Origin of the sequence: Dactylosporangium siamense, from assembly GCF_016862795.1 — a bacterium.
In the GTDB taxonomy this organism is placed as follows: Bacteria; Actinomycetota; Actinomycetes; order Mycobacteriales; family Micromonosporaceae; genus Dactylosporangium; species Dactylosporangium siamense.
This window is the reverse complement of the sequence record NZ_BONQ01000132.1, coordinates 1-19,872: the sequence shown is the minus strand read 5'-3', so window position 1 is coordinate 19,872 and position 19,872 is coordinate 1. Positions and strand designations below refer to the sequence as shown.

At 72.6% G+C, this 19,872-nt stretch carries 13 protein-coding genes and 1 pseudogene; 7 read left to right on the top strand and 7 right to left on the bottom strand.

Features of this window, described 5'->3' with window-relative positions; all coding sequences use genetic code 11:
- Positions 1–28 precede the first annotated feature (28 nt).
- The 4 genes from Dsi01nite_RS42840 to Dsi01nite_RS42825 form a co-directional block, all read right to left on the bottom strand.
- Positions 29–1,594, bottom strand: coding sequence for a discoidin domain-containing protein (locus Dsi01nite_RS42840; protein ID WP_203852170.1), 1,566 nt, complete (start codon positions 1,592–1,594; stop codon positions 29–31).
- A gap of 142 nt (positions 1,595–1,736) precedes the next feature.
- The gene (locus tag Dsi01nite_RS42835; RefSeq protein WP_239136595.1) at positions 1,737–4,610 is read right to left on the bottom strand and encodes a peroxidase family protein; all 2,874 of its coding nucleotides are present in this window, start codon (positions 4,608–4,610) and stop codon (positions 1,737–1,739) included.
- Positions 4,611–4,852: 242 nt separating this feature from the next.
- Entirely contained in the window at positions 4,853–5,302 is a 450-nt protein-coding gene (locus Dsi01nite_RS42830; RefSeq protein ID WP_203852169.1) for a hypothetical protein, read from the bottom strand.
- Positions 5,299–6,738 (bottom strand): O-antigen ligase family protein, encoded by a 1,440-nt coding sequence (locus tag Dsi01nite_RS42825; protein ID WP_203852168.1) that lies wholly within the window; start codon positions 6,736–6,738, stop codon positions 5,299–5,301. Before Dsi01nite_RS42825 ends, Dsi01nite_RS42830 begins: the two co-directional genes overlap by 4 nt.
- Positions 6,739–7,042: 304 nt before the next feature.
- On the opposite strand from Dsi01nite_RS42825, the gene Dsi01nite_RS42820 reads away from it, so the two are divergent.
- Together Dsi01nite_RS42820 and Dsi01nite_RS42815 are read left to right on the top strand one after the other, a co-directional pair.
- Entirely contained in the window at positions 7,043–9,280 is a 2,238-nt protein-coding gene (locus tag Dsi01nite_RS42820) for a putative bifunctional diguanylate cyclase/phosphodiesterase (protein WP_203852167.1), read from the top strand.
- Positions 9,281–9,319: 39 nt separating this feature from the next.
- Positions 9,320–10,933 carry a cellulose binding domain-containing protein gene (locus Dsi01nite_RS42815; protein ID WP_203852166.1) on the top strand — a complete coding sequence of 538 codons (1,614 nt, stop codon included), beginning with the start codon at positions 9,320–9,322 and terminating at the stop codon, positions 10,931–10,933.
- On the opposite strand, the gene Dsi01nite_RS42810 is transcribed toward Dsi01nite_RS42815, so the two are convergent.
- Both Dsi01nite_RS42810 and Dsi01nite_RS42805 read right to left on the bottom strand, forming a co-directional pair.
- On the bottom strand, positions 10,905–11,525 hold the full coding sequence (locus Dsi01nite_RS42810) for a LuxR C-terminal-related transcriptional regulator (RefSeq protein ID WP_203852165.1): 621 nt from the start codon (positions 11,523–11,525) through the stop codon (positions 10,905–10,907). The two genes, Dsi01nite_RS42815 and Dsi01nite_RS42810, sit on opposite strands and share 29 nt — an antisense overlap.
- A gap of 129 nt (positions 11,526–11,654) precedes the next feature.
- Entirely contained in the window at positions 11,655–12,251 is a 597-nt protein-coding gene (locus tag Dsi01nite_RS42805) for a response regulator (protein WP_203852164.1), read from the bottom strand.
- A 184-nt stretch (positions 12,252–12,435) separates the two neighbouring features.
- Between Dsi01nite_RS42805 and Dsi01nite_RS42800 the strand changes: the two are divergent.
- The 4 genes and pseudogenes from Dsi01nite_RS42800 to Dsi01nite_RS42790 form a co-directional block, all read left to right on the top strand.
- A pseudogene (locus tag Dsi01nite_RS42800) lies at positions 12,436–14,307 on the top strand (cellulase family glycosylhydrolase); the annotation flags it as partial.
- On the top strand, positions 14,281–14,757 hold the full coding sequence (locus Dsi01nite_RS59235) for a cellulose binding domain-containing protein (protein ID WP_239136597.1): 477 nt from the start codon (positions 14,281–14,283) through the stop codon (positions 14,755–14,757). The pseudogene Dsi01nite_RS42800 and the gene Dsi01nite_RS59235, both read left to right, overlap by 27 nt.
- 127 nt (positions 14,758–14,884) lie before the next feature.
- Entirely contained in the window at positions 14,885–15,517 is a 633-nt protein-coding gene (locus tag Dsi01nite_RS42795; RefSeq protein ID WP_203852162.1) for a fasciclin domain-containing protein, read from the top strand.
- A gap of 4 nt (positions 15,518–15,521) precedes the next feature.
- Positions 15,522–17,099 carry a molybdopterin-dependent oxidoreductase gene (locus Dsi01nite_RS42790; RefSeq protein ID WP_203852161.1) on the top strand — a complete coding sequence of 526 codons (1,578 nt, stop codon included), beginning with the start codon at positions 15,522–15,524 and terminating at the stop codon, positions 17,097–17,099.
- Here the strand turns inward: Dsi01nite_RS42790 and Dsi01nite_RS42785 are convergent.
- Positions 17,096–17,929: a PSP1 domain-containing protein gene (locus Dsi01nite_RS42785; RefSeq protein ID WP_203852160.1), complete on the bottom strand. Its 834-nt coding sequence runs from the start codon at positions 17,927–17,929 to the stop codon at positions 17,096–17,098. The genes Dsi01nite_RS42790 and Dsi01nite_RS42785 overlap by 4 nt on opposite strands.
- A 237-nt stretch (positions 17,930–18,166) precedes the next feature.
- Between Dsi01nite_RS42785 and Dsi01nite_RS42780 the strand changes: the two genes are divergently transcribed.
- Positions 18,167–19,780 carry a hypothetical protein gene (locus tag Dsi01nite_RS42780; RefSeq protein WP_203852159.1) on the top strand — a complete coding sequence of 538 codons (1,614 nt, stop codon included), beginning with the start codon at positions 18,167–18,169 and terminating at the stop codon, positions 19,778–19,780.
- Positions 19,781–19,872 lie beyond the last annotated feature (92 nt).

Here is a 19,872-nt window from a genome sequence, read left to right as displayed (position 1 = left end):
CGCTGCGGGCCGACACCCCACCGGGTCGTCACGTGCCGTAGACCTGGAACTCCAGCAGCGAGTAGCCGTACTGGGTGCCCCGTTGGGTGCCGTACATGCGCACGTACCGGCCGGTGCCGGTGACGGCGAGGCTCTGCACACCGCCGGCGCCGGTCGTCGTGGAGTACACCGTCGTCCAGTTCGTGCCGTCGAGGGACGTCTGGACCTCGAACGCCTTGCCGTAGGCGTTCTGCCAGTTGAGCACGACGCGGTTGATCGGGTGGGACGCGCCGAGGTCGACCCGCAGCCACTGCGGGTCGCTGAAGGCGCTGGACCAGCGGGTGGCGGTGCTGCCGTCGACCGCGTTGGCGGCGACCAGGCCGCCGTTCTCCACCGACGACGCCGTCGCCGGGTGGCCCTGTGACAGCAGGCCGGGCGGGTTGCTGGGCGTGCCGCTGGGAGTCCCGCCGGCCATCGGGGTCACGGAGACCTCGTTGGAGTTCGGCGAGCCACCGACGGCGTTGACCGCGTCGACGAAGTAGAAGTACAGCTTGCCGTTCTGCAGGCCGGTGTCGGTGAACGTGGTCGTGCCGCCGCCGACGGTGGCGACCGGGGTGGTGACCTCACCGTCGGACTTCGTACCGCGGTAGATGCGGTACGAGGTCGGGTTGCCGCTCGCGCTCGCGTTCCAGTTGAGCGTCGCGCTGGTGCCGCCCGCGGTGGCCCGCAGGTTGGTGGGTCCGGCCGGGGACGAGGCGGTGGCCGGGGTGACCGTCATGAGGTCCACTCTGGACAGTCCGTGGTCGGAGACCGCGAACTGCTGGATCGAGTTGACGCCGGCGTTGAGCCGGACCTGCAGCGCGGAGTGGCCGTACACGTCGAAACTGCCGGTGATGGGAAAGCTCTGGGTCGACGTGATGACCACGCCGTTGACCTTGAGACCCATCTGGCGGTTGTTGACACCCGGGAACAGGCCGCCCTGGAACGCGTAGCGCCAGTCGACGGTGTAGAGGCCGGCGGTGGGCACGACGACGTTGTTGAACGTCATGGTGCCCTCCTCCGCGTAGGCCATGTCGACGACCCGGTCGCCGGGTGCGTCGGAGCCTGAGGAGCCCAGCACCGACGGGAACCAGCCGCTCAGCGTCTGGAACCAGTCGAAGCCACCGAGCAGCGCGTCCTTGCAGTAGTAGACCTTGCCCGCGCCGACGGTCACGCCGGGCACGTCGCCGCCGGTGCCGATGGGCGGTGGGGTCTTGGACGCGTCCTCGTCGGAGCGCGCGGACTCGCCGGCCGCGTTGACCGCGGTCACTTGGTAGAAGTAGATCGGGGTGCTGCTGAGGTTGCTGTCCTTGTACTCGGTGTCGGTCGTCGTTGCGATCGGGGTGTTGCCCTCGGCGCCGGACGCGGTGCCGCGGTAGATCCGGTAGCTGGTGGCGCCCGTGACGGCGGGCCATTCGATGGTGATCGACAGGTCGCTGCCGGCGACCAGTTCGAGTTCTTCGGGGGCGTCGGGCACGTCGGCGGCCATGGCGGCGTGGGTGGCGCCGAGACCGATGCCGGTGAGCGCGAGCAGGACGATGCAGGCGCGGGCGATCCCGCGCCGGGATGTGGTCATGCTGTCTCCAGGGGATGCGAGCATGCGATGGTCCGGCCGGCCCGGTGGCGGCATCGGGACGGCCGGCGGCGGGTGTGCGTGCGGGGCGGTTGAACCCCGTTGAGCGGCGGATTCGAGCGGGAGAGCGCTCTCTGCGGCGAGGCTAACATCTGCGTCTGTCGATCACGTAGGCATTGCCACAGGTTGCCAAATTGGTCTTGTCCAGTGGCGTACCGGCACCGCCGTCGCCGACCTGGAGTGCTGTCGCCGCAACGGTTCCCGGTGCTCCGGGGATGCGGAAAGCGTTTGCCCCGAGATCGGTCAGCGGGATGTCGGTGTTGCGGGCGATCAGCTGGCTCAGCGTCGTGTGGAAGTCGATGCCGAACTCGCCGCGGATGGCGGCCTGCAGCGGGTCGTTGGCGTAGAAGAAGCGGTCGCCGTCGCGCAGTGCGGTGAACTGCTCCCGCCAGATCGCCTGCTGCAGCTCGCCGAACTCCGAGCCGGCCAGGTGCCGCTCGGCGAGCATGCCGGTGAACGCGTCGAGGTTGCCCACGCCGCCGTAGATCGCCTTGAGGCGGGCGGCGAGCGTCGTGCGGCGCACGACCCGGGTGGCGTTGTCGGCCTCGACGGTGGTCGGGTTGCCGTCGATGTCGAACAAGGCGACCACGTCGAGGCTGTCGGGGTCGTCGATCTCGTGGCCGGGGGTCAGCAACGGGTCGGCCGGGAAGGCGTCGGTCGCCTCGCCGGTGATCGCGGTGAACGAGGTCTTCGCCGCCAGCCCGTAGGCCGCCCGCATCTGGTTGTAGGTCGGCATGCCGTGGTCGCGGCCGCGCTGCAGGTCGATCGCGCCGAGGTCGACGACCCCGTCGAAACACTGTGGCAGCCCGGGTCCGTCCAGGCAGGCCGGGTTGCCGCCGACCGGGACCTGGAACAGCACGCTGCGCAGCTGGTTGTCGATCATCTCGTCGTTGCGGTACTCCGACTCCGCGCCGATGCCCCGCAGCAGCGGTCCGAGCTGGAGCATCGGCACCAGGTCCGGGTTGAAGAACGCCACGTTCAGCGGCACCCCGATCTCGGCGTCGGCGCCGTCGACCGTCACGTCCGCTCCCTGCGCCTCGATCGCGGCGAGGGTCGCCGCCGTGTACCGGCCGGCGTTCGTGTCGACCTCGATCTCGCCATGGATCTGGCTGTGCGCGCGGTACCCGACGGTCGCGAACTCGTTGGAGACCGAAGGATCGACGCCGCTGTCGTAGCCCTGGTACGCCGGCAGGGCGACGCCCATCGCCGGCAGGAACTCGGTGTAGGTGATGTACTGCTGCTCCGCGATGACGACCGCGCGGGCGATCTGGAACCTGTCCTGCTGCGACAGCGACGCCGGCAGCAGCCCCACGATCCGGTTGTGCTCGCGGGCGAACAGGGTCTGGGTCGCGGTCAGCGCGATGTTCTCGTTGGCCCGCACGTCACCGGCGACGACGGCCTTGTTCGGATTGCCGAGCAGTCGCCCGTCGACCTGCATCGCCGGCGCGGCGCCCGGGTTGCCGCGGCTGTCCCGGCGCGGCAGATAGCCGCCGGGCAGCAGCAGCGTGGCGTTGTTGTTGTCGGGGTTGCCGTCCTGCGAGCCGTCGCGCAGCCAGTCCAGCCGGGCGTCGGTGCCGCCGTACACCGCCCAGGCGTCGATGTAAGAGCTGACCGTGTTGACCTGCTGGCGGGGGTTGGTGACCCCGGTGCCGGGTGCCGCGGCGGTGCGGGTGAACGGGATGACACCCAGGTCGTCGGTGAAGGACTCCATCGGGTCCGCGGCGTTGAACGGGATGTCCGCCGCGGTGCCGTTGTCCTGCCGCAGGCCGATGGTGTGGTCCAGGAACTGGCCCCACACATTGCCCCACTGCGTCACCCCGCGCTCCGAGAACACATTGACGCTGGTGTCGTTGAACACCCGGTTCGACACGAGGCGGGCGTTGGGCCCGGCCACCGGCTGGCTGTGCCCGTCGGCGTAGCGGGCCACGCCGACGCGGCGGTACTCGGTGCCGGAGGTGCCGAGGGTCGCGGCGCCGGGGTTGTTGCCGGACCCGTCGAGGCTCTCGGCCTCCCAGATGCCGCGGACCGGTGGTGTCGCCGACCCGAACACCTGCAGCTCCCACAGCGAGTAGCCGTAACCGGTGCGCCGGACGGTGCCGTTCACGCGCACGTACCGGCCCGTGCCGGTGACGGGGAGCGTCTGGATGCCGCCGGCGCCCGCGGTGGTGGAGTAGACGGTCGTCCATCCGCCGGTGCCGGAGGCGGAGATCTGGACAGTGAAGCTGGTGGCGTATGACGTCTGCCAGTTGAGCACCACCTGACACACGTCGCGGGACGTGCCGAGGTCCACCTGGATCCACTGCGGATCGCTGAACGCGCTCGACCAGCGGGTGGCCGGGTTGCCGTCGACCGCGGCCGACGCCGGGGTGCTCGAGCTCTCCGTCGACGACGCGGTCGCCGGACGGTTGCGGGCCAGGTCAGCCGCGCCGCAGCCGGTCCGGACGTAGGAGCCGAAGACCTGGAACTCCCACAGCGAGTATCCGAACGCGGTGTGCCGGGCGGTGCCGTACATCCGCACATATCGCCCGGTGCCGGTGACCGCGAGTGTCTGGGTGCCGCCGGTGCCGGTGCTCGTGGTGTAGACGTCCGTCCACGTGACGGCGTCGTTGGACACCTGCACGGCGAAGCCTTCGGCGTAGGAGTTCTGCCAGGTCAGCACCACCTGGGTGAGTGCGGCCGGGGCCCCGAGGTCGACCCGCAGCCACTGCGGGTCGCTGAACGCGCTCGACCAGCGGGTGCCGCCGTTGCCGTCGACCGCGGCCGAGGCGGGGGTGCCGGCGTTCTCCACCGACGAGGCGGCGACCGGCCGGCCCTGCGACAGCGGCCGGGCCGCAGCCCGCGCGGGGCCGGTCCACCCGGCCACGATCAACCCGGTGACCAACGTGATGACGATGCTCGAGGTGCCGATCCGGCGGGCGACACCGCGCCGGATCCTCGACAACAGAGGGACAGGTTGCATTGGCTCTCCCTGCTCAGGGGCGGTTCCGCGCGGGTCGTGCCGCGCGGACATGAGCAGAAAGCGCTCTCCTGCAGTGAAGGTTCGACGTTTCAGCCACCGTTGTCAATGCCGCCCCGGTCGAAAGTGTCGTCATGCCGTCCGACGGCGGCGGGGCCCAGCTGCGGTGGACCGAGGCACGGTTGGGGTGACGCCGAGCGCGCCGGCCTGGAAGGCCGGCGCGCCGGGTGACGGGTCAGGGACGGTCAGGACTGGACGTTGACGATCTCGCGACCGGTGTTCGCGTAGGCGTAGTTGGAGTTGTAGAGGTTGCGCGCCGACAGGTTGCCGAGGGCGTAGGCGACGCCGAGCTGGAACGGCGCGGGTGACGCCGTCACCGGGATCTTCACCTTCTGCGCCGCGCCGGTGCAGGGCGCCTCGTAGGTGTAGCCGCGGCCGCTGGTGGTGATGCTGCCGACGGTCTGGGTGACGCTCACGTCGGCGGTGAAGACCCAGTTGGTGGGGCAGGTGACGGTCAGCGTCACGATCGTGGCCGCGCCGTTGGCCTTGATCTGCGCGTTCTTGGTGATCTTGATGGCCAGGGCGCCCGGCGACTCCGACTGCAGGTTGACCGCGGCGCCGGCCGGCACGGCGAACGCGAGCACCCCGCCGACCGCGAGCGCGGCCACGCCGAGCTTCGACTTCTTGATGTTCAAGGTGTTTCCTCCCCGTTGGGTGGTGGTGCGGACTCTTCGTTGTGGGAGGGCGCCGCGATGCCCACCAGGGCACCGAGGATCACTGGGACGACCGCCAGCTCCCACAGGAAGTCAAAGGCGCTGTGCAGCGCGAGCGCGGCGACGGCGGCCGCGGCACCCGCCCACAGCGGTGCGGGCACGCCGTCCTGCCGGCCGCCCCGCATGAGCGCGACGGGCACGACGTCGCGCCGGCCGCGCCGCATGAGCGCGAACAGTGCGGCGCACAGCGCGAGCAGCAGGACGAGACCGGTCGCGCCGAGGTCGACCAGCCACTGCAGGTATTCGTTGTGGACCCACCGGCTCACCACCAGCTGGCCGGTGTGGTCGGTCCAGAAGAACCGCGCCTGGCCCGGCCCACTGCCCACGACGGGGTGCGCGGCGACCAGGTCCAGCGCCGAGTCGGTGGCGCCGGAGCGGCCCTGCGACGCGAACGTCGCCCGCCGGTCGAGCAGCTTGTCCAGCGCCGCCGGGCGTGGCCCGCCCCCGGCCAGCAGCCAGCCGCCGCCGATCACGGCCGCCGCCGCTGCCGCCACCGCGGCGAACAGGGGCCGGCCGTGCAGCCGCGGCACCAGGACGGCGACGGCACCGCCCGCCAACAGGCCGCCGACCGCGAGCAGCGGCTCGGGCCGGCCGCCGGCCGGGAACGACGGGACCAGCGCCGCCAGGGCGACCGCCGCGCCGAACGCGGCCGGGACGGCGTGCCGGAGCACGGCCCGGGCCCCGGCCGCGGCGGCGAACACGACCAGACCGGCGGCGAACGCGAGCGCCCCGGCCCGGCTCAGCGTCGCGGCCAGGCCGACCTGCGTCAGGTAGACGGCGCAGGGCCACCGCCAGGTCCCGGGCTCGGTGAGCGTCATCGCCAGCGCCAGCAGCGCGGTGACGGCGAGGACCGCCGCGGCGGCGTTCGAATAGGTCAGCGTGGACGCGGCCCGCCACAACGTCGACTCGACGAGCACCGACCAGCGCCCGATCCGCCACGCGACGCCGGCCCAGCCGGTGACGGCGACGAGGGTGCCGAGCGCGACCAGGCCGGACGCGATCCAGACGCGGCCGGCCGGTGCGGTGCGGCGCACCACCGCCTGCGCGACGACCAGCGTGGCGAGGCTCGCCGTGACGGCGGCGGCGACCGGCAGCCCGCCGCTCGTCGCACCGCGCACCAGCGCCCAGCCGGCGACCGCGGCGGCGGTGCCGAGGACCGCGGCGTGCCCGGCGAAGAGGTCCCGGTGGGCGTGCAGGGCCAGCAGGCACGCGGCCGCGACCAGCAGGGTCACCAGGATTCGGCCCGGTAGGTAGAAACCGCCCTGGGCGACCACGCCCGCAGTCGCCGCGACCAGCAGCACGATGCGCGGAGCGGGCCGGTCGACGACCGGAACCTGTTTCAGGGCAAGCGAATCCACGAGCACCTCCTTCCCCCGTCAGGTGCTGTGCTCGATCACCGTATCGACATCAGCGAAGATTCGCAGGCCTGTATCGGACCCGAACCTTTCCGGCGGCCTTCGGCGTCAGGGGCTGCGCTGACGCGTCAAGGCTGCGCTGACGCGTCAGGGCCGCGCTGATGTGGAAGGCGTGGCCGAAGACCTGGCCGTTTCGCTCAGCCGCACCCGTACCCCGCCGAAAGGACGATCGACAAGGAGCAGCGGTTTCGGGGAGTGGGTTGCCATCGCGGTGGTAGACGACCAGCGGACGAGGCGGTGGACCGCCATGCTCTGGGTGCTCGGCGGCCTGTACGGGCTCACCCTCGCGGGCATCGCCGGCGCGGTCAGCACGGGGCGGGTCCCGATCGACGCGCCCGCCGGAGCCGGGATGTTCGTCTTCGGCGCCGCCGGGCTGTTCGGTGCCGTCCGCGCCGCCCGGCACGACGGGCTCACCGAGCGGACCCGGCGCTCGTGGCGGTTCATGTCGTTCGGGTACGCGCTGGCGCTCAGCGTGGTGGGCATCTTCACCGTCACCGGCCCGCGGCCGTTCCCGTCCCCGGGCGACGCCGCGCACCTGGCGTTCGTGCTGATGCTGCTGTTCGCGGTGCAGACGTTCCCGCTGCACTCGGCGACCCGCATGGAGCGCCACAAGCACGTCCTGGACGCGGCCACGGTCCTGGCCGGCGCGGCGATGCTGATGTGGTACTTCGTGGTCGGCCCGTACATCCTGGCCAAGGGGGCGTCGGTCGGCACCGTCGTCGCCGCGGCCGCCTACCCCGCCGCCGACCTCGCCCTGCTGTTCGGCATCGCCAAGGTGCTGCTGCGCGGTGCGGACCCCACGTCCCGCCGGCCGCTGGGCATCGTGGCCGTCGCCATGGTCGTGTTCACCCTCGGCGACGGCTACCTCGGCTACATGCAGGCGCACGCCGCCGAGGTCGAGCGCACGGCCTGGCAGTTCGTCTGCTGGACCACGACGCACTTCCTGCTCGCGGTCGCCGCCGTCGAGCAGAACCGGCAGGCGCACCGGGGTGTGGCGGACCGGCCCGAGGCGCACGCCACCCGCCGCGGGTTCGCGGGGAAGCTGCCGTACGCGGCGATCGGCGTCGGCTACGCGCTGATGATCCTGGCCGCCGTGCGGCAGGAGCAGGCGTACCCGTGGGCCGGGCTCGTCGTCGGCGCGTTCGGCATCACCGGCCTGGTGGTGCTGCGGCAGGGCCTCGTCCAGCAGGAGAGCCGCGAGATGGCGGTCACCGACGGGCTCACCGGCCTGGCGAACCGCTCCAGGGTGCACGAGGTCCTCGCCCGGGCCCTCGCCCGCGGGGAGCGGACCGCGCGCAGCACCGCGGTGCTGCTCATCGACATGAACGGCTTCAAGCAGGTCAACGACACCCTCGGGCACGAGGCCGGGGACCGGTTGCTGGTGGAGTTCGGCGAGATGATGCGCCGCAGCGTGCTCGGCGGCGACCTGGTCGGCCGGCTCGGCGGCGACGAGTTCGCGGTGGTCCTGCACGACATCGGCCGGGTCGACCACGCCGTCGCCGTCGCCAAGCGGATCGTGGCCGCGACGGAGCAGCCGATCCCGTTCGGCGAGCAGACGCTGCGCGCGTCGGCGAGCATCGGCGTCGCGATCGCCGGCCCCGGCGAGTGCACCACCGACGAGCTGCTGCACCGCGCCGACCTGGCCATGTATCAGGCGAAGCGGCGCACCGGCGGCCCCCGCTGGCAGTGCTGGGACCGCAGCCTGACCGGCGAGGCGGAGCTGTCGCTGGAGCACGAGCTGCGCGGCGCGATCGGGGAGGGACAGCTGCGCCTGCTGTACCTGCCGATCGTCGCGCTGCCGAGCCGCGAGGTGACCGGGGTGGAGGCGCTCGTGCGGTGGGAGCACCCGCGGCGCGGGCTGCTCGAACCGGAGCTGTTCGTCCCGCTCGCCGAGCGCGCCGGGCTGATCGAGGAGCTGGGCCGCTGGGTGCTGGAGCAGGCCTGCGCGCAGGCCAAGGCGTGGCAGCGGCGGGTGCCCTCGCTGCAGCTCAACGTCAACATCTCGCCCCGGCAGCTGGACAACCAGGGCTTCACCGGGCAGGTGCTGGAGATCCTGGAGCGGGCCGGGTTCTTCGCCGGGCACCTGGTGCTGGAGGTGCCCGAGAGCGCGGTCGCCGGCGAGCCCGACCTGCGGCAGCTCGAGGCGCTGAGCACGGCCGGGATCCGCATCGCCCTGGACGACTTCGGCACCGGCCACTCGTCGCTGCGGTACCTGACCCGCCTGCCCGTCGACGCGCTCAAGCTCGACAGCTGCTTCGTCGCCGAGCTCGACGGCACCTCGAAGGGCTCGGCGGTCGCGCAGGCGGTGCTGCGGCTCGGGCAGATGCTGCACCTGGACACCGTCGCCGAGGGCGTCGAGGACGAGGGGCAGGCGCGTGAGCTGACGCTGCTGGGCTGCGAGAAGGCGCAGGGACGCTACTTCTCCGGGCCGGTGCCGGCCGGTGACCTCGAACGCCAGCTGCCCGCCGGGACAGTAGCGGGCTGAGGCGTCGCGGGTGATACTCGTCGCACCATGCGTGACTCTGTGCGTCTTCGTGCGGTCGTGTCGCTGCTCGCCGCCACGGGAGCGACCATCGCCGGGGTGGGTTACGGCGGCCTGCCCGGAGCGCTCGCCGTGATCCCCCTGGCGGCCGCCGCCGCCCTTGCGGGCACCCTGCTCGGTCCCGCCGCCGCGGTGATCTGGCTGCCGGCGGCGGCGCTGCTGTGGTGGCTGCGCCCAGAGACCGGGACCGCGACCGGGACCGGCCGGGCCGGGCTCGCCGTGTTCGCGGTCGTCGCCGCGGCCGGGCTGCTGCCGGTCGCCGCGCTGCGGGTCCGGCGGGCGTGGACGGCGCGGGGCGAGCGGCTGCGGGTCGAGGCCCGGGCCGCCGCCGCGGCGGCGGAGCGGGCCAGGCTGGCCCGGGAGATGCACGACTCGCTCAGCAAGACCCTCGACGCGATCGCGCTCGGCGCGGCGGCCCTGCCGGGCACCCTCACCGAGCCGGACCGGGCCAGCCGGCTCGCGGCGACGCTGCGCGACGGCACGCTCGACGCGGCCCGCGACGCCCGGGTGCTCATCGATGAGCTGCGATCCAACCCGGCCGACGCGCCACTGTCGGACCTGGTCGCCGCGATCGCCCGGGAGTGGTCGGTGACCAGCGGCGTCGGGGTCATCCTGCACAACGCCGACGGGGACACCGCACCCAAGATCGACATCGCGCCGGAGGTGGGTGTCGAGCTGTGCTGGATCCTGCGCGAGGCGCTGCGCAACGTCGCCGCGCACGCCCGCGCCGAACTGGTCGCGGTGTCGCTGACCCGCGCCGGGGGCACGGTGACCCTGGAGGTCCGCGACGACGGGGCCGGCTTCACCGTGCCCGGCGACCTGAGCCACCTGCAGCTCGCCGGCAGCCACGGCCTGGTCGGGATGGACGAGCGGGCCCGGGTGTGCGGCGGGACGCTGACGGTGTGGTCCCGTCCCGGCGGCGGCACCCGGGTCACCGCGGTCGTCCCGGCCGAGCCGGCGCCGGTCGGTGCGCCGCCGTCGCGCCGGCTGCGGCTGCTCGTCGGTGCCGTCGCCGCCGCCCTGCCGGTGGCGCTGATCCTGCCGTTCAGCGGCGCCGACGATCCGCCCCGCGACCGGATCGCCGCGCCGCCCGCCGGTGCCGGCCCGTCGCTGCCCGGCGCACAGACGCCCGCCACCGCGCCCGGCGGGTCACCGGCGCCGTCGAGCGCCGCACCGGCCGGCCCGAAACCGCCGAAAAGCCCCGCGGTGGCCACGTCCGGCCCGGCACCCGCCGCCGGAGGCGGCACCGGCATCGGAGGGTCTACCGGTACCGACGCAGCAAATGCCTGCAAAGTGCGCTATTCGAAGCGCAATGAATGGGATCCCGGCTTCATCGCCGACGTGGTCCTGACCAACACGGGCACGAAGGCGATCGACGGGTGGTCGCTGCGCTTCGAGTTCTCCGCCGGGCAGAAACTCACCAGCTACTGGGGCGCGATCGTCACCCAGTCGGGCGCGACGGTCCTCGTCGAGGACGGTGGGGTCACGCCGAAGCTGGCGCCCGCCGCGACGCTCACGTTCGGGCTGCAGGGCACCTGGCAGGGCGCCAACCCGGCACCGACGGCGTTCAGCCTGAACGGCGTTCGGTGCGGCTGAGCCACTGCACGATCGCCTCGGTGCGGTTGTTGACGCGCAGCTTCAGGTAGATCTGGCTGACCCGGTTGCGGACCGTCTTCTCCGCCAGGTCGAGGCGCGTCGCGATCGCGGCGTTGGGCTCGCCGGCCGCGATCAGCTCCATGATCTCGTGCTCGCGGCGGGTCAGCGGCTGGTGCAGCAGCGCCGGCGACCGGTCGGCGGCGCGGTGCTGCACGTGATCGACCACGATCGACATCGGCAGCGGTGACAGCCTGCTCTGACCTTCGGCGGTGGCCCGGGCCGCGTCCAGCAGGTCCGCCCGGGTGTACTGGCCCTCGACCAGCAGGCTGCGCGCGCCGGAGCGCAGGATCGGCACCACGTCGCCCGGCACCACCGCGTGCGCCACGACCAGCACCGGCGGCCGTGGCGGCGGCAGCGTGGCGAGCGCGGTCAGCTCGCGGATCGGTGCGTGGGTGTGCAGCACGACGAGATCGGCGTCGATCCGCCCGCCGTTGAGCACGTGCAGCAACGGGCGCACGTCGAGCCCGCCGGCGCAGGGGCGCAGCAGCTCGGCGAGGCTGTTACCGGTGGTGCTGATGACCAGGACCCGCATGCCGCCACGACACCACGGGCAGGCCCGGTTGGCAACGCTTCCCGAAACTCCCGCTGGGTGCTCCCGGGCCGTCTTTCGAGGCTGAGCGCGGGCCGCACCCAACAGATTTGGGTGCACGGTGGCCGCGGCTCAGGTGCGCCAGCGCCGGATCGCGCCGGTGCGGCTGGTGACGCCGAGCTTGGCGAAGATGCGGTTCACGTGGTTCTCCACCGTCTTCGATGAAAGGACCAGGGTCGCCGCGATGTCCCCATTGGACAGTCCGCGGGCGATCAGGTCCATCACCTCGGCCTCCCGCTGGGACAGCCCGAGCCGGGCCGGCGCCGCGCGCACCGCGGACACCAGCACCCTGGCGGCGCTCGGCGACAGGTGCGACTCGCCGCCGGCGACGGCGCGGACCGCGTGCAGCAGCTCCGCCGGGCCGAACTGGCCGTGCACCAGGAACCCGATCGCGCCGGAGCGCACGGCGTCCAGGACCGTGCGGTCGTCGGCGCTGCGGGTCAGCATCAGCACCCGGCTGTGCACGCTGATCGCCCCGACGACGGACAGGCCGTCGCGGACCGGCATGCGGTGGTCCAGCAGGGTCACGTCCGGGCGGTGCAGCCGGGCGAGCCGGAGGGCCTCGGCGCCGTTGGCCGCCTCGGCGACCACCTGGAGGTCGCCGGTCAGCATCTCGCGGACGACGGCCCGGACCACGCTGTTGTCGTCGGCGATGAGGACTGTGGTCATTGCCGGGACCTCCAGCTGCCGGTCCCGGCGCGCTGCGGGACAAAGGTGCCAACGATGTTCGCCATTGTTTCGCGATGGTGTCGACATGCTTACGCTACCCGTCACCGGGAGCGCTCCCATGCGCGCCGCCACCGCTTGGGAGCGCTCCCGTAATTCTGGACCGCCATCTGGAAGGACTCCGCGCATGCGTTTTCGCCTGCATCGAAAACTCCTGGCCGCCGCCGCGGCCGTGCTGCTCGTGCCGCTCGCGCCGTTCGTCTCGTCGGCTCCGGCCGCCGCCGCCGACACCGCGGACTGGCTGCACACCGCCGGCAACAAGATCGTCGACAGCCAGGGCAACGAGGTCTGGCTGACCGGCACCAACTGGTTCGGCTTCAACGCCACCGAGCGGGTCTTCCACGGCCTGTGGAGCGGCAACATCACCGAGATCACCAAGTCGATGGCCGACCGCGGCATCAACATCGTCCGGGTGCCGATCTCGACCCAGCTGCTGCTGGAGTGGAAGGCCGGCCAGGCCGCCGTGCCCAGCGGCGTGAACACGTACGCCAACCCCGAGCTGCTGGGCAAGACCACGCTGCAGGTCTTCGACTACTTCCTGCTGCTGTGCAAGCAGAACGGCATCAAGGTGATGCTCGACGTGCACTCCGCCGAGGCCGACAACTCCGGGCACATCTACCCGGTGTGGTGGAAGGGCTCGATCACGCCCGAGCTGTTCTACCAGGCGTGGGAGTGGGTGATCGACCGGTACAAGAACGACGACACCCTCGTCGCGGCCGACATCAAGAACGAGCCGCACGGCAAGTGGTCGGAGTCGCCGCGGGCCAAGTGGGACAACTCCACGGACCAGGACAACTTCAAGAACACCTGCCAGGTCGCCGGCAACCGGATCCTCGCGAAGAACCCGAACATGCTCATCCTCTGCGAGGGCATCGAGATCTTCCCGAAGAACGGCACCAACTGGTCCTCGACCGCCGAGGCCGACTACTACGGCAACTGGTGGGGCGGCAACCTGCGCGGGGTGCGCGACTTCCCCGTGAACCTGGGCAACCACCTCGTCTACTCGCCGCACGACTACGGCCCGCTCGTCTACGAGCAGCCGTGGTTCCAGAAGCCGTTCGACAAGGCGACGCTGACCACCGACGTGTGGACGCCGAACTGGCTCTACATCCACAACGACAACACCGCGCCGCTGCTCGTCGGCGAGTGGGGCGGCCGGCTCGGCCAGGACGCCCGCCAGGACAAGTGGATGTACGCCCTGCGCGACACCATCATCGAGAAGCGCATCAGCCAGACGTTCTGGGTGCTCAACCCCAACTCCGGCGACACCGGCGGCCTGCTGCTGGACGACTGGAAGACCTGGGACGAGGCCAAGTACGCGATGCTGAAGCCGGCGCTGTGGTCGTACCAGAACAAGTTCGTCGGCCTCGACCACAACGTCAAGCTCGGCACCAACGGCCTGAGCCTCAACGACCGCTACGGCGGCACCTCGGACACCGTCGCACCGTCGGTGCCGGCGGGCCTCACCGTGGCCGGCACCACCGGCACGAGCGTCTCGCTGACCTGGACCGCCTCGACGGACAACAGCGGCACCGTCGCCGGCTACGACATCTACCGCGGCGCCACCAAGGTCGGCACCTCGGCCACCCCGTCCTTCACGGACACCGGTCTCGCGCAGAGCACCACGTACAGCTACACCGTGCGGGCCTTCGACGCGGCCGGCAACGTCTCCGCGGCCTCGGCCGCCCGCACCGCCACCACGACCAGCACGCCGGTCGACACCACCCCGCCGTCGGTCCCGGGCGCCCCGGCCGTCACCGGCACCACGACCAGCAGCGTCTCGCTCTCGTGGGCGGCGTCGACCGACAACAGCGGCTCGGTCGCCGGCTACGACGTGTACCGCGGCACCACGAAGGTCGGCAGCCCGGCCGGCACGTCCTATGTGGACACCGGGCTGGCGGCGAACACCACCTACAGCTACACCGTGCGGGCCCGCGACGCGGCCGGCAACGTCTCGGCGGCCTCGGCCGCGGTGAGCGGCACGACCGCCGCCAACCCGACCGGGGTCGTGCGGGTGCAGTACCGCAACAACAGCGTCCCGACCAACGACCAGGAGATCAAGCCCGGGCTGCAGGTCGTCAACGGCGGCAGCACCGCGCTCGCCCTCAACACCGTCGCGGTCCGCTACTACTTCACCCGTGACGGCGCCTCGTACAGCATCTGGTGCGACTGGGCCGTCGTCGGCTGCGGCAACCTCGCCACCCGCGTGGTGAACCTGCCGTCCGCGGCCAACGGCGCCGACGCCTACATCGAGGTCACCTTCACCGGTGGCAGCGTGGCGCCCGGCGGCAACAGCGGCGAGATCCAGCTGCGGGTCAGCCGCACCGACTGGCAGCCGGTCAACGAGGCCAACGACTACAGCCGTGGCGCGGGGACGTCCTTCGCGGACGCCGCCACCGTGCCGGCGTTCATCGGCGGTGCGCTGGCCTGGGGCGTCGTCCCGGCATAAGGGATCGTCCGGCCCCGGACGGGTGACGCGTCACCCGTCCGGGGCCTCCTCGAAAGTCGCACCAATCCGATCACCGGGGGCGCTCCGAAGACATGGTGTACATCCGCTTACGAAGGGAAAAATCACCATGCGCGCTGTTTCGCTCGCCGCCGCCCTGATGCTGGTCCTGGCGGGTACCGCCGCCTGCGGATCCTCCGACGACAAAGACACGGCCGCTCCGGCGATGACCACCGGGGCGGCGACGACCATGGCCGCGCCCACCAGCGCCGCCGCGATGGCCGACGCGCCGTTCGGCGCCGGCTGCGCCGCCGTGCCGACCGACCCGGCCAACGCGGGCAGCTTCACCGCCATGGCGAAGGTCCCCGTGGGCACCGCCGCCGCCGGCAACCCGGTGCTGAAGACCCTGGTCACCGCCGCCAAGCAGGCCAACCTGGTCGACACGCTCAACACCCTGCCCGCCGGCACCGTCTTCGCGCCGACCGACGCGGCGTTCGCCAAGATCCCGCAGGCCGACCTGGCCAAGGTCCTCGCCGACAACAAGACCCTCACCAGCATCCTGACCTACCACGTGATCGGTGAGAAGCTCACGCCCGCGCAGCTCGCCGGCACCCACAAGACCGTGCAGGGCACCGATCTGACCGTCACCGGCAGCGGCACCAGCTTCACCGTCAACGGTGCGTCGATGGTCGTCTGCGGCAACGTGCAGACCGCCAACGCCATCGTGTACATCGTGGACACCGTCCTCATGCCGAAGGCCTGATCCCGTGAGGATCCGGGCCGCCCTCTCGGGGGTGCTCGCCGCCGGCGCGGGGATCGCCACCGGTGAGCTGTTCGCCGCGCTGGTCGTCCCCGCCGCGGGTCCGGTCGTCGGCGTCGGCGGCGTCATCATCGACGCCACCCCGACGCCGGTGAAGGAGTGGGCGGTGCGCACCTTCGGCACCAACGACAAGCCGCTCCTGCTGACCGGGATCGCGGCCGGGCTGGTCGTCTTCGCCGCGATCGTGGGCGTGCTCGGGCTGCGCCGGCGGGTCTACGGACTCGCCGGCGCCGCGCTCCTCGGGCTCGCCGGGGCGGCCGCCGCGGCCAGCCGCCCGGCCGCCGGGCTGCTGGACGGCCTGCCGTCCCTGCTCGGTGGCGCCGTCGCGGCCGGCGCGCTGCTGCTGCTGCTCCGCCGGTTGGCCGGCTTTCCCGCTGCGGCGCCGGCCGCCGCCGCCGTCGGGGCCGTCGAGGGCGTCGGGGCCGTCGGGGCCGTCGGGGCCGCCGGGGGCGTCGAGGGCGATGAGCGGCGACCGGCGCGGCTGCTCGATCGGCGCGCGTTCATCGGTACCGCCGCCATCGTCGGCGCCGGAGCGGCCGTTGCCGGGGTGGGTGCCGCCGCCCTGCACGCCGCCGGGCGCAGCGCCGCCGACCGGTCCCGCGAGTCGATCCGGCTCCCCGCCCCGGCCTCCGCCGCGCCGCCGCTGCCGGCCGGTCTCATCACCGCGAACCGCGACTTCTACCGCGTCGACACCGCCCTCACCGTGCCCCGCGTCGACGTGGGCGGCTGGCGGCTCCGGGTCAAGGGCATGGTCGACCGGCCGCTCGAACTGTCCTTCGACGACCTGCTCAGCCGCCCGCTGATCGAGCGGGACATCACGCTCAACTGCGTCTCCAACGAGGTCGGCGGCCCATACGTGGGAACGGCCCGATGGCTCGGCGTGCACCTGGCGGACCTGCTGCGGGAGGCCCGGGTGCGGCCGGGAGCCGACCAGGTGGTGGCACGGTCCGTGGACGGCATGACTATCGGCACGCCGCTGTCGGTGGTGCTTGACGGGCGCGACGCCATGCTGTGCGTCGGTATGAACGGCGAGCCGCTCCCGCTGGACCACGGCTTTCCCGTGCGCATGCTTACCCCCGGTCTCTACGGCTATGCCGGCGCCTGCAAATGGGTGGCGGAAATCGAGCTGACCACGTTCTCTTCTTATGACGCGTACTGGGTGCAGCGCGGTTGGGCGGCCCGCGGGCCGGTGAAGACCGCGTCCCGGATCGACCGGCCGTTGCCGTTCGCCCGGCCGGCCGCCGGCCCGGTCCAGGTCGCCGGCGTCGCGTGGGCCCAGGGGCGCGGCATCGCCGCCGTCGAGGTGCGGGTCGACGACGGGCCGTGGCAGGCCGCCACCATGCTTCCCTCACCGACGAACGACACCTGGGTGCAGTGGCGCCTCGACTGGGCCGCGACGCCCGGCAACCACCTGCTGCGGGTGCGGGCCACCGACAAGACCGGCGCCGTGCAGACGCCGGACCGGGTCACGCCGTTCCCCGACGGGGCGACCGGCTGGCACTCCGTCAGCGTGACGGTGGCCTAATACCGCTCCTCGTATGCCTGCCGGGACCCGCAGACCGAGGCGCGGCTGCATGAGCAGCGCGACCCGTCGGCGTCCATCCGCACGGTGACGGAGTCGCGCGGCACGCTGTGCCCGACGACCCGGCCCTCGCCCTCGGGCGTGGTCACCCGCGTGCCGACGGCCGGGGCGGTGGCCTGGAACGCCTGGTACAGCGGGTGTTCGTACTTCAGGCAGCACATGAGCCGGCCACAGGCGCCGGAGATGCGCAGCGGGTTGAGCGGCAGGTCCTGGTCCTTCGCCATCCGGATGGTGACCGGCTCGAAGTCGTTGAGGAACGTCGCGCAGCACAGGTCCCGCCCGCACGAGCCGATGCCGCCCTGCACGCGGGCGCTGTCCCGGGCCGACAGCTGGCGCAGCTCCACCCGGCAGTGCAGCGTGGCGCCCAGATCCCGGACCAGCGACCGGAAGTCCACCCGGTGGGGTGCGGTGAAGTAGATCGTGGTGCGCGCGCCCTGGCCACCGGAGCCGTCCAGCACATGGTCCACCGCGACGACCTTCATCGGCAGCTCATGGTCGCGGATCAGCTTCTTCGCGGCGACCTTGGCCTCGGCCTTGCGCTTGCGCAGCAGCTCGTCGCGGCGCAGGTCGTCGTCGGCGGCCATGGCGACCAGGCGCGGAAAGCCCTCGGTCTCCTCGCTCACCCACTGCGCGGCCCACACGCACTCCGCGACCTCGGGCCCGTCGTCGGTCGGCACCAGCACCCGGTCGCCCACTCCCGGGCGAAACTCGCCGGGGTCGAAGTAGAACAGCCGCCCGTAGCGATTGAAACTCACCGCGCACAGCATGCCCATGCGTGCACAGTAACGCGGATCACTGGCAGTTCTATATGGCCTGCGGCTATCGCCCTTTAAAGTCCAATTTGGCTCTTTTAGGGGATCCCGTAGCTATTCCAACTACTTCGTCGTTACTAGTGCGGATGAGCCCGCTACGTGGGCCGTAACTCCGGCCGGAAAGGGCTCGTTGAGGGCAGCAGTGGCACGCCCCCCGGCGGGCTACCCCCGTACTCCCGGTCTCGGAGGACCTCAAGCATGACGTCTCCTGTTGCTTCCGCACGCCCAAAAACAGCCCGGACCCTCGCCGCCCTCGCCGCAACGGCGATCGTCGGAGCGCTGAGCCCGGTCGCGTTAGCGGCACCCGCGGTGGCGGCACCGGCCGACGCGGCCTGCCCAGAGGGCTTCGGTGCCACCGCCGCCAGCAACACCCTTGCGCTGGGCCGTGTCGACCTGCGCGCCACCGGCCTGTCCGGCGTGGTCCTGCCCGAGCTCCGGGTCGCCACCACCCACTCCGGCATCGCCGGAGGCACCCTGCGCGCCGCCGCCGACGCCCGCTACCTGCGCAGCAGCGGCGACCTGCCCGCCGGGGTGCTCGGGCCCCGGGCGTATCAGCAGGCGCCACCCTCCAACGACCAGCCCGACGTGGTGAACGTCGCCGGCGTCGACCTCGGCGCGCTGCGCCTGGGCACCGGCGGCCTGCGCGCGCAGGCCTCGTGGAAGAACGCCGGCCGCTGCACCACCGCCGACGGCCCGCGGGCCGCCTCCTCCGCGACGCTCGCCGGGATCACCGTCCTGCCGGGCCGTAACGGCCGCGCGCTGCTGCGCATCAACGCCGTCGAGAGCGCCACCGTCACCGGTGTCGGCTCGGCCGGCGGGCGCCCCGCCGCGACCGCCGCCGCGACCGGAGGCATCGCCGACTTCAAGCTCCTGGACAACGGCCCCTCCGCCATCGGGGTCCGGGTGATCAGCCCGCCGACGCTGCACGTCCTCGCCGGCGCCAAGAAGACCGTCGACTACACCGCCCCGGTCCTCGAGATCACGATCCCCGGCCAGGCGCCGGTCCGCGTGTCGTCCGCCGGCTCCCACGTCGACGTGGTCGTGCCCGTCGACGCCGCGAGCACCGAGGCCGCCGCCGACCTGGCCCGCACCGAGAGCCTCCCGCTCCTCGGCGGCCTGTCGCTCATCGACCTGCTGACCGGCATCACCAGCGCGGTCTCCGGCACGGTCGGCGGCGCGGTCTCCGGTGCCGACGCCGTCGTGCCGGGCCTCGACCTGCCCGGCCTGCTCGGCTCGCTGCCCGGCCTGCCGGCCGTGGGTGGCCTGCTCGGCGGCGGCGGTGCACCCTCGTCGGCGGCCACCGAGAGCTCCTCCACGCAGGGGTCGAGCCGGGTCGTGGTGCTGCGGGTCGAGCTGGGGTCGGTCGAGAAGCAGTTCAGCTCGACGGGCGTCTACGCGAAGGCCGCCTCGGTGCGCGTGAAGCTCATCTCCCGCAACACGTGGAAGTCCAGCGGCGGCTACGGTCACGGCGGCTCCGGCCCGGCCGACCAGACCTCGCTGATCGACCTGGGCATCTGCACCCTGGAGACGGCCGCCGCGGCCCCGAAGGCGCCGGCCGGCTCCACCACCGCCCCCGGCGACGACGACTCCGACGACGACTCGGACGGCGGCTACGGTCCCGGCGACGACGATGACGATGACGGCTACGGTCACCACGGCGGCGGTGGTACCGGTGGCACCGGCGGCGGCAACACCAGCGGCGGCGGCCTCCCGGTCACCGGCAACAACGTGGCCCTGATGCTCGGCGGCGGCGTCCTGCTCGTCGTGGGCGGCCGGCTCCTGCAGATCCTGGCCCGCCGCAGGGCCGCCTGAGAGACCCCTTCGCCGCCCGTGCGGCGCGCCTCGTCGGAGGCCGCGCTGCCCGGGCGGCGCTGTCTGCCGCTGGGTTCGGGCGGCGCTGTCTG

What these genes read in the sequence shown, in the direction of transcription:
- Dsi01nite_RS42840 (WP_203852170.1), bottom strand. Translation starts at nt 1,594, where the DNA reads ATGACCACATCCCGGCGCGGGATCGCCCGCGCCTGCATCGTCCTGCTC.
- Dsi01nite_RS42835 (WP_239136595.1), bottom strand. Translation starts at nt 4,610, where the DNA reads ATGCAACCTGTCCCTCTGTTGTCGAGGATCCGGCGCGGTGTCGCCCGC.
- Dsi01nite_RS42820 (WP_203852167.1), top strand. Translation starts at nt 7,043, where the DNA reads ATGCTCTGGGTGCTCGGCGGCCTGTACGGGCTCACCCTCGCGGGCATC.
- Dsi01nite_RS42810 (WP_203852165.1), bottom strand. Translation starts at nt 11,525, where the DNA reads ATGCGGGTCCTGGTCATCAGCACCACCGGTAACAGCCTCGCCGAGCTG.
- Dsi01nite_RS42805 (WP_203852164.1), bottom strand. Translation starts at nt 12,251, where the DNA reads ATGACCACAGTCCTCATCGCCGACGACAACAGCGTGGTCCGGGCCGTC.
- Dsi01nite_RS42795 (WP_203852162.1), top strand. Translation starts at nt 14,885, where the DNA reads ATGCGCGCTGTTTCGCTCGCCGCCGCCCTGATGCTGGTCCTGGCGGGT.
- Dsi01nite_RS42785 (WP_203852160.1), bottom strand. Translation starts at nt 17,929, where the DNA reads ATGGGCATGCTGTGCGCGGTGAGTTTCAATCGCTACGGGCGGCTGTTC.
- Dsi01nite_RS42780 (WP_203852159.1), top strand. Translation starts at nt 18,167, where the DNA reads ATGACGTCTCCTGTTGCTTCCGCACGCCCAAAAACAGCCCGGACCCTC.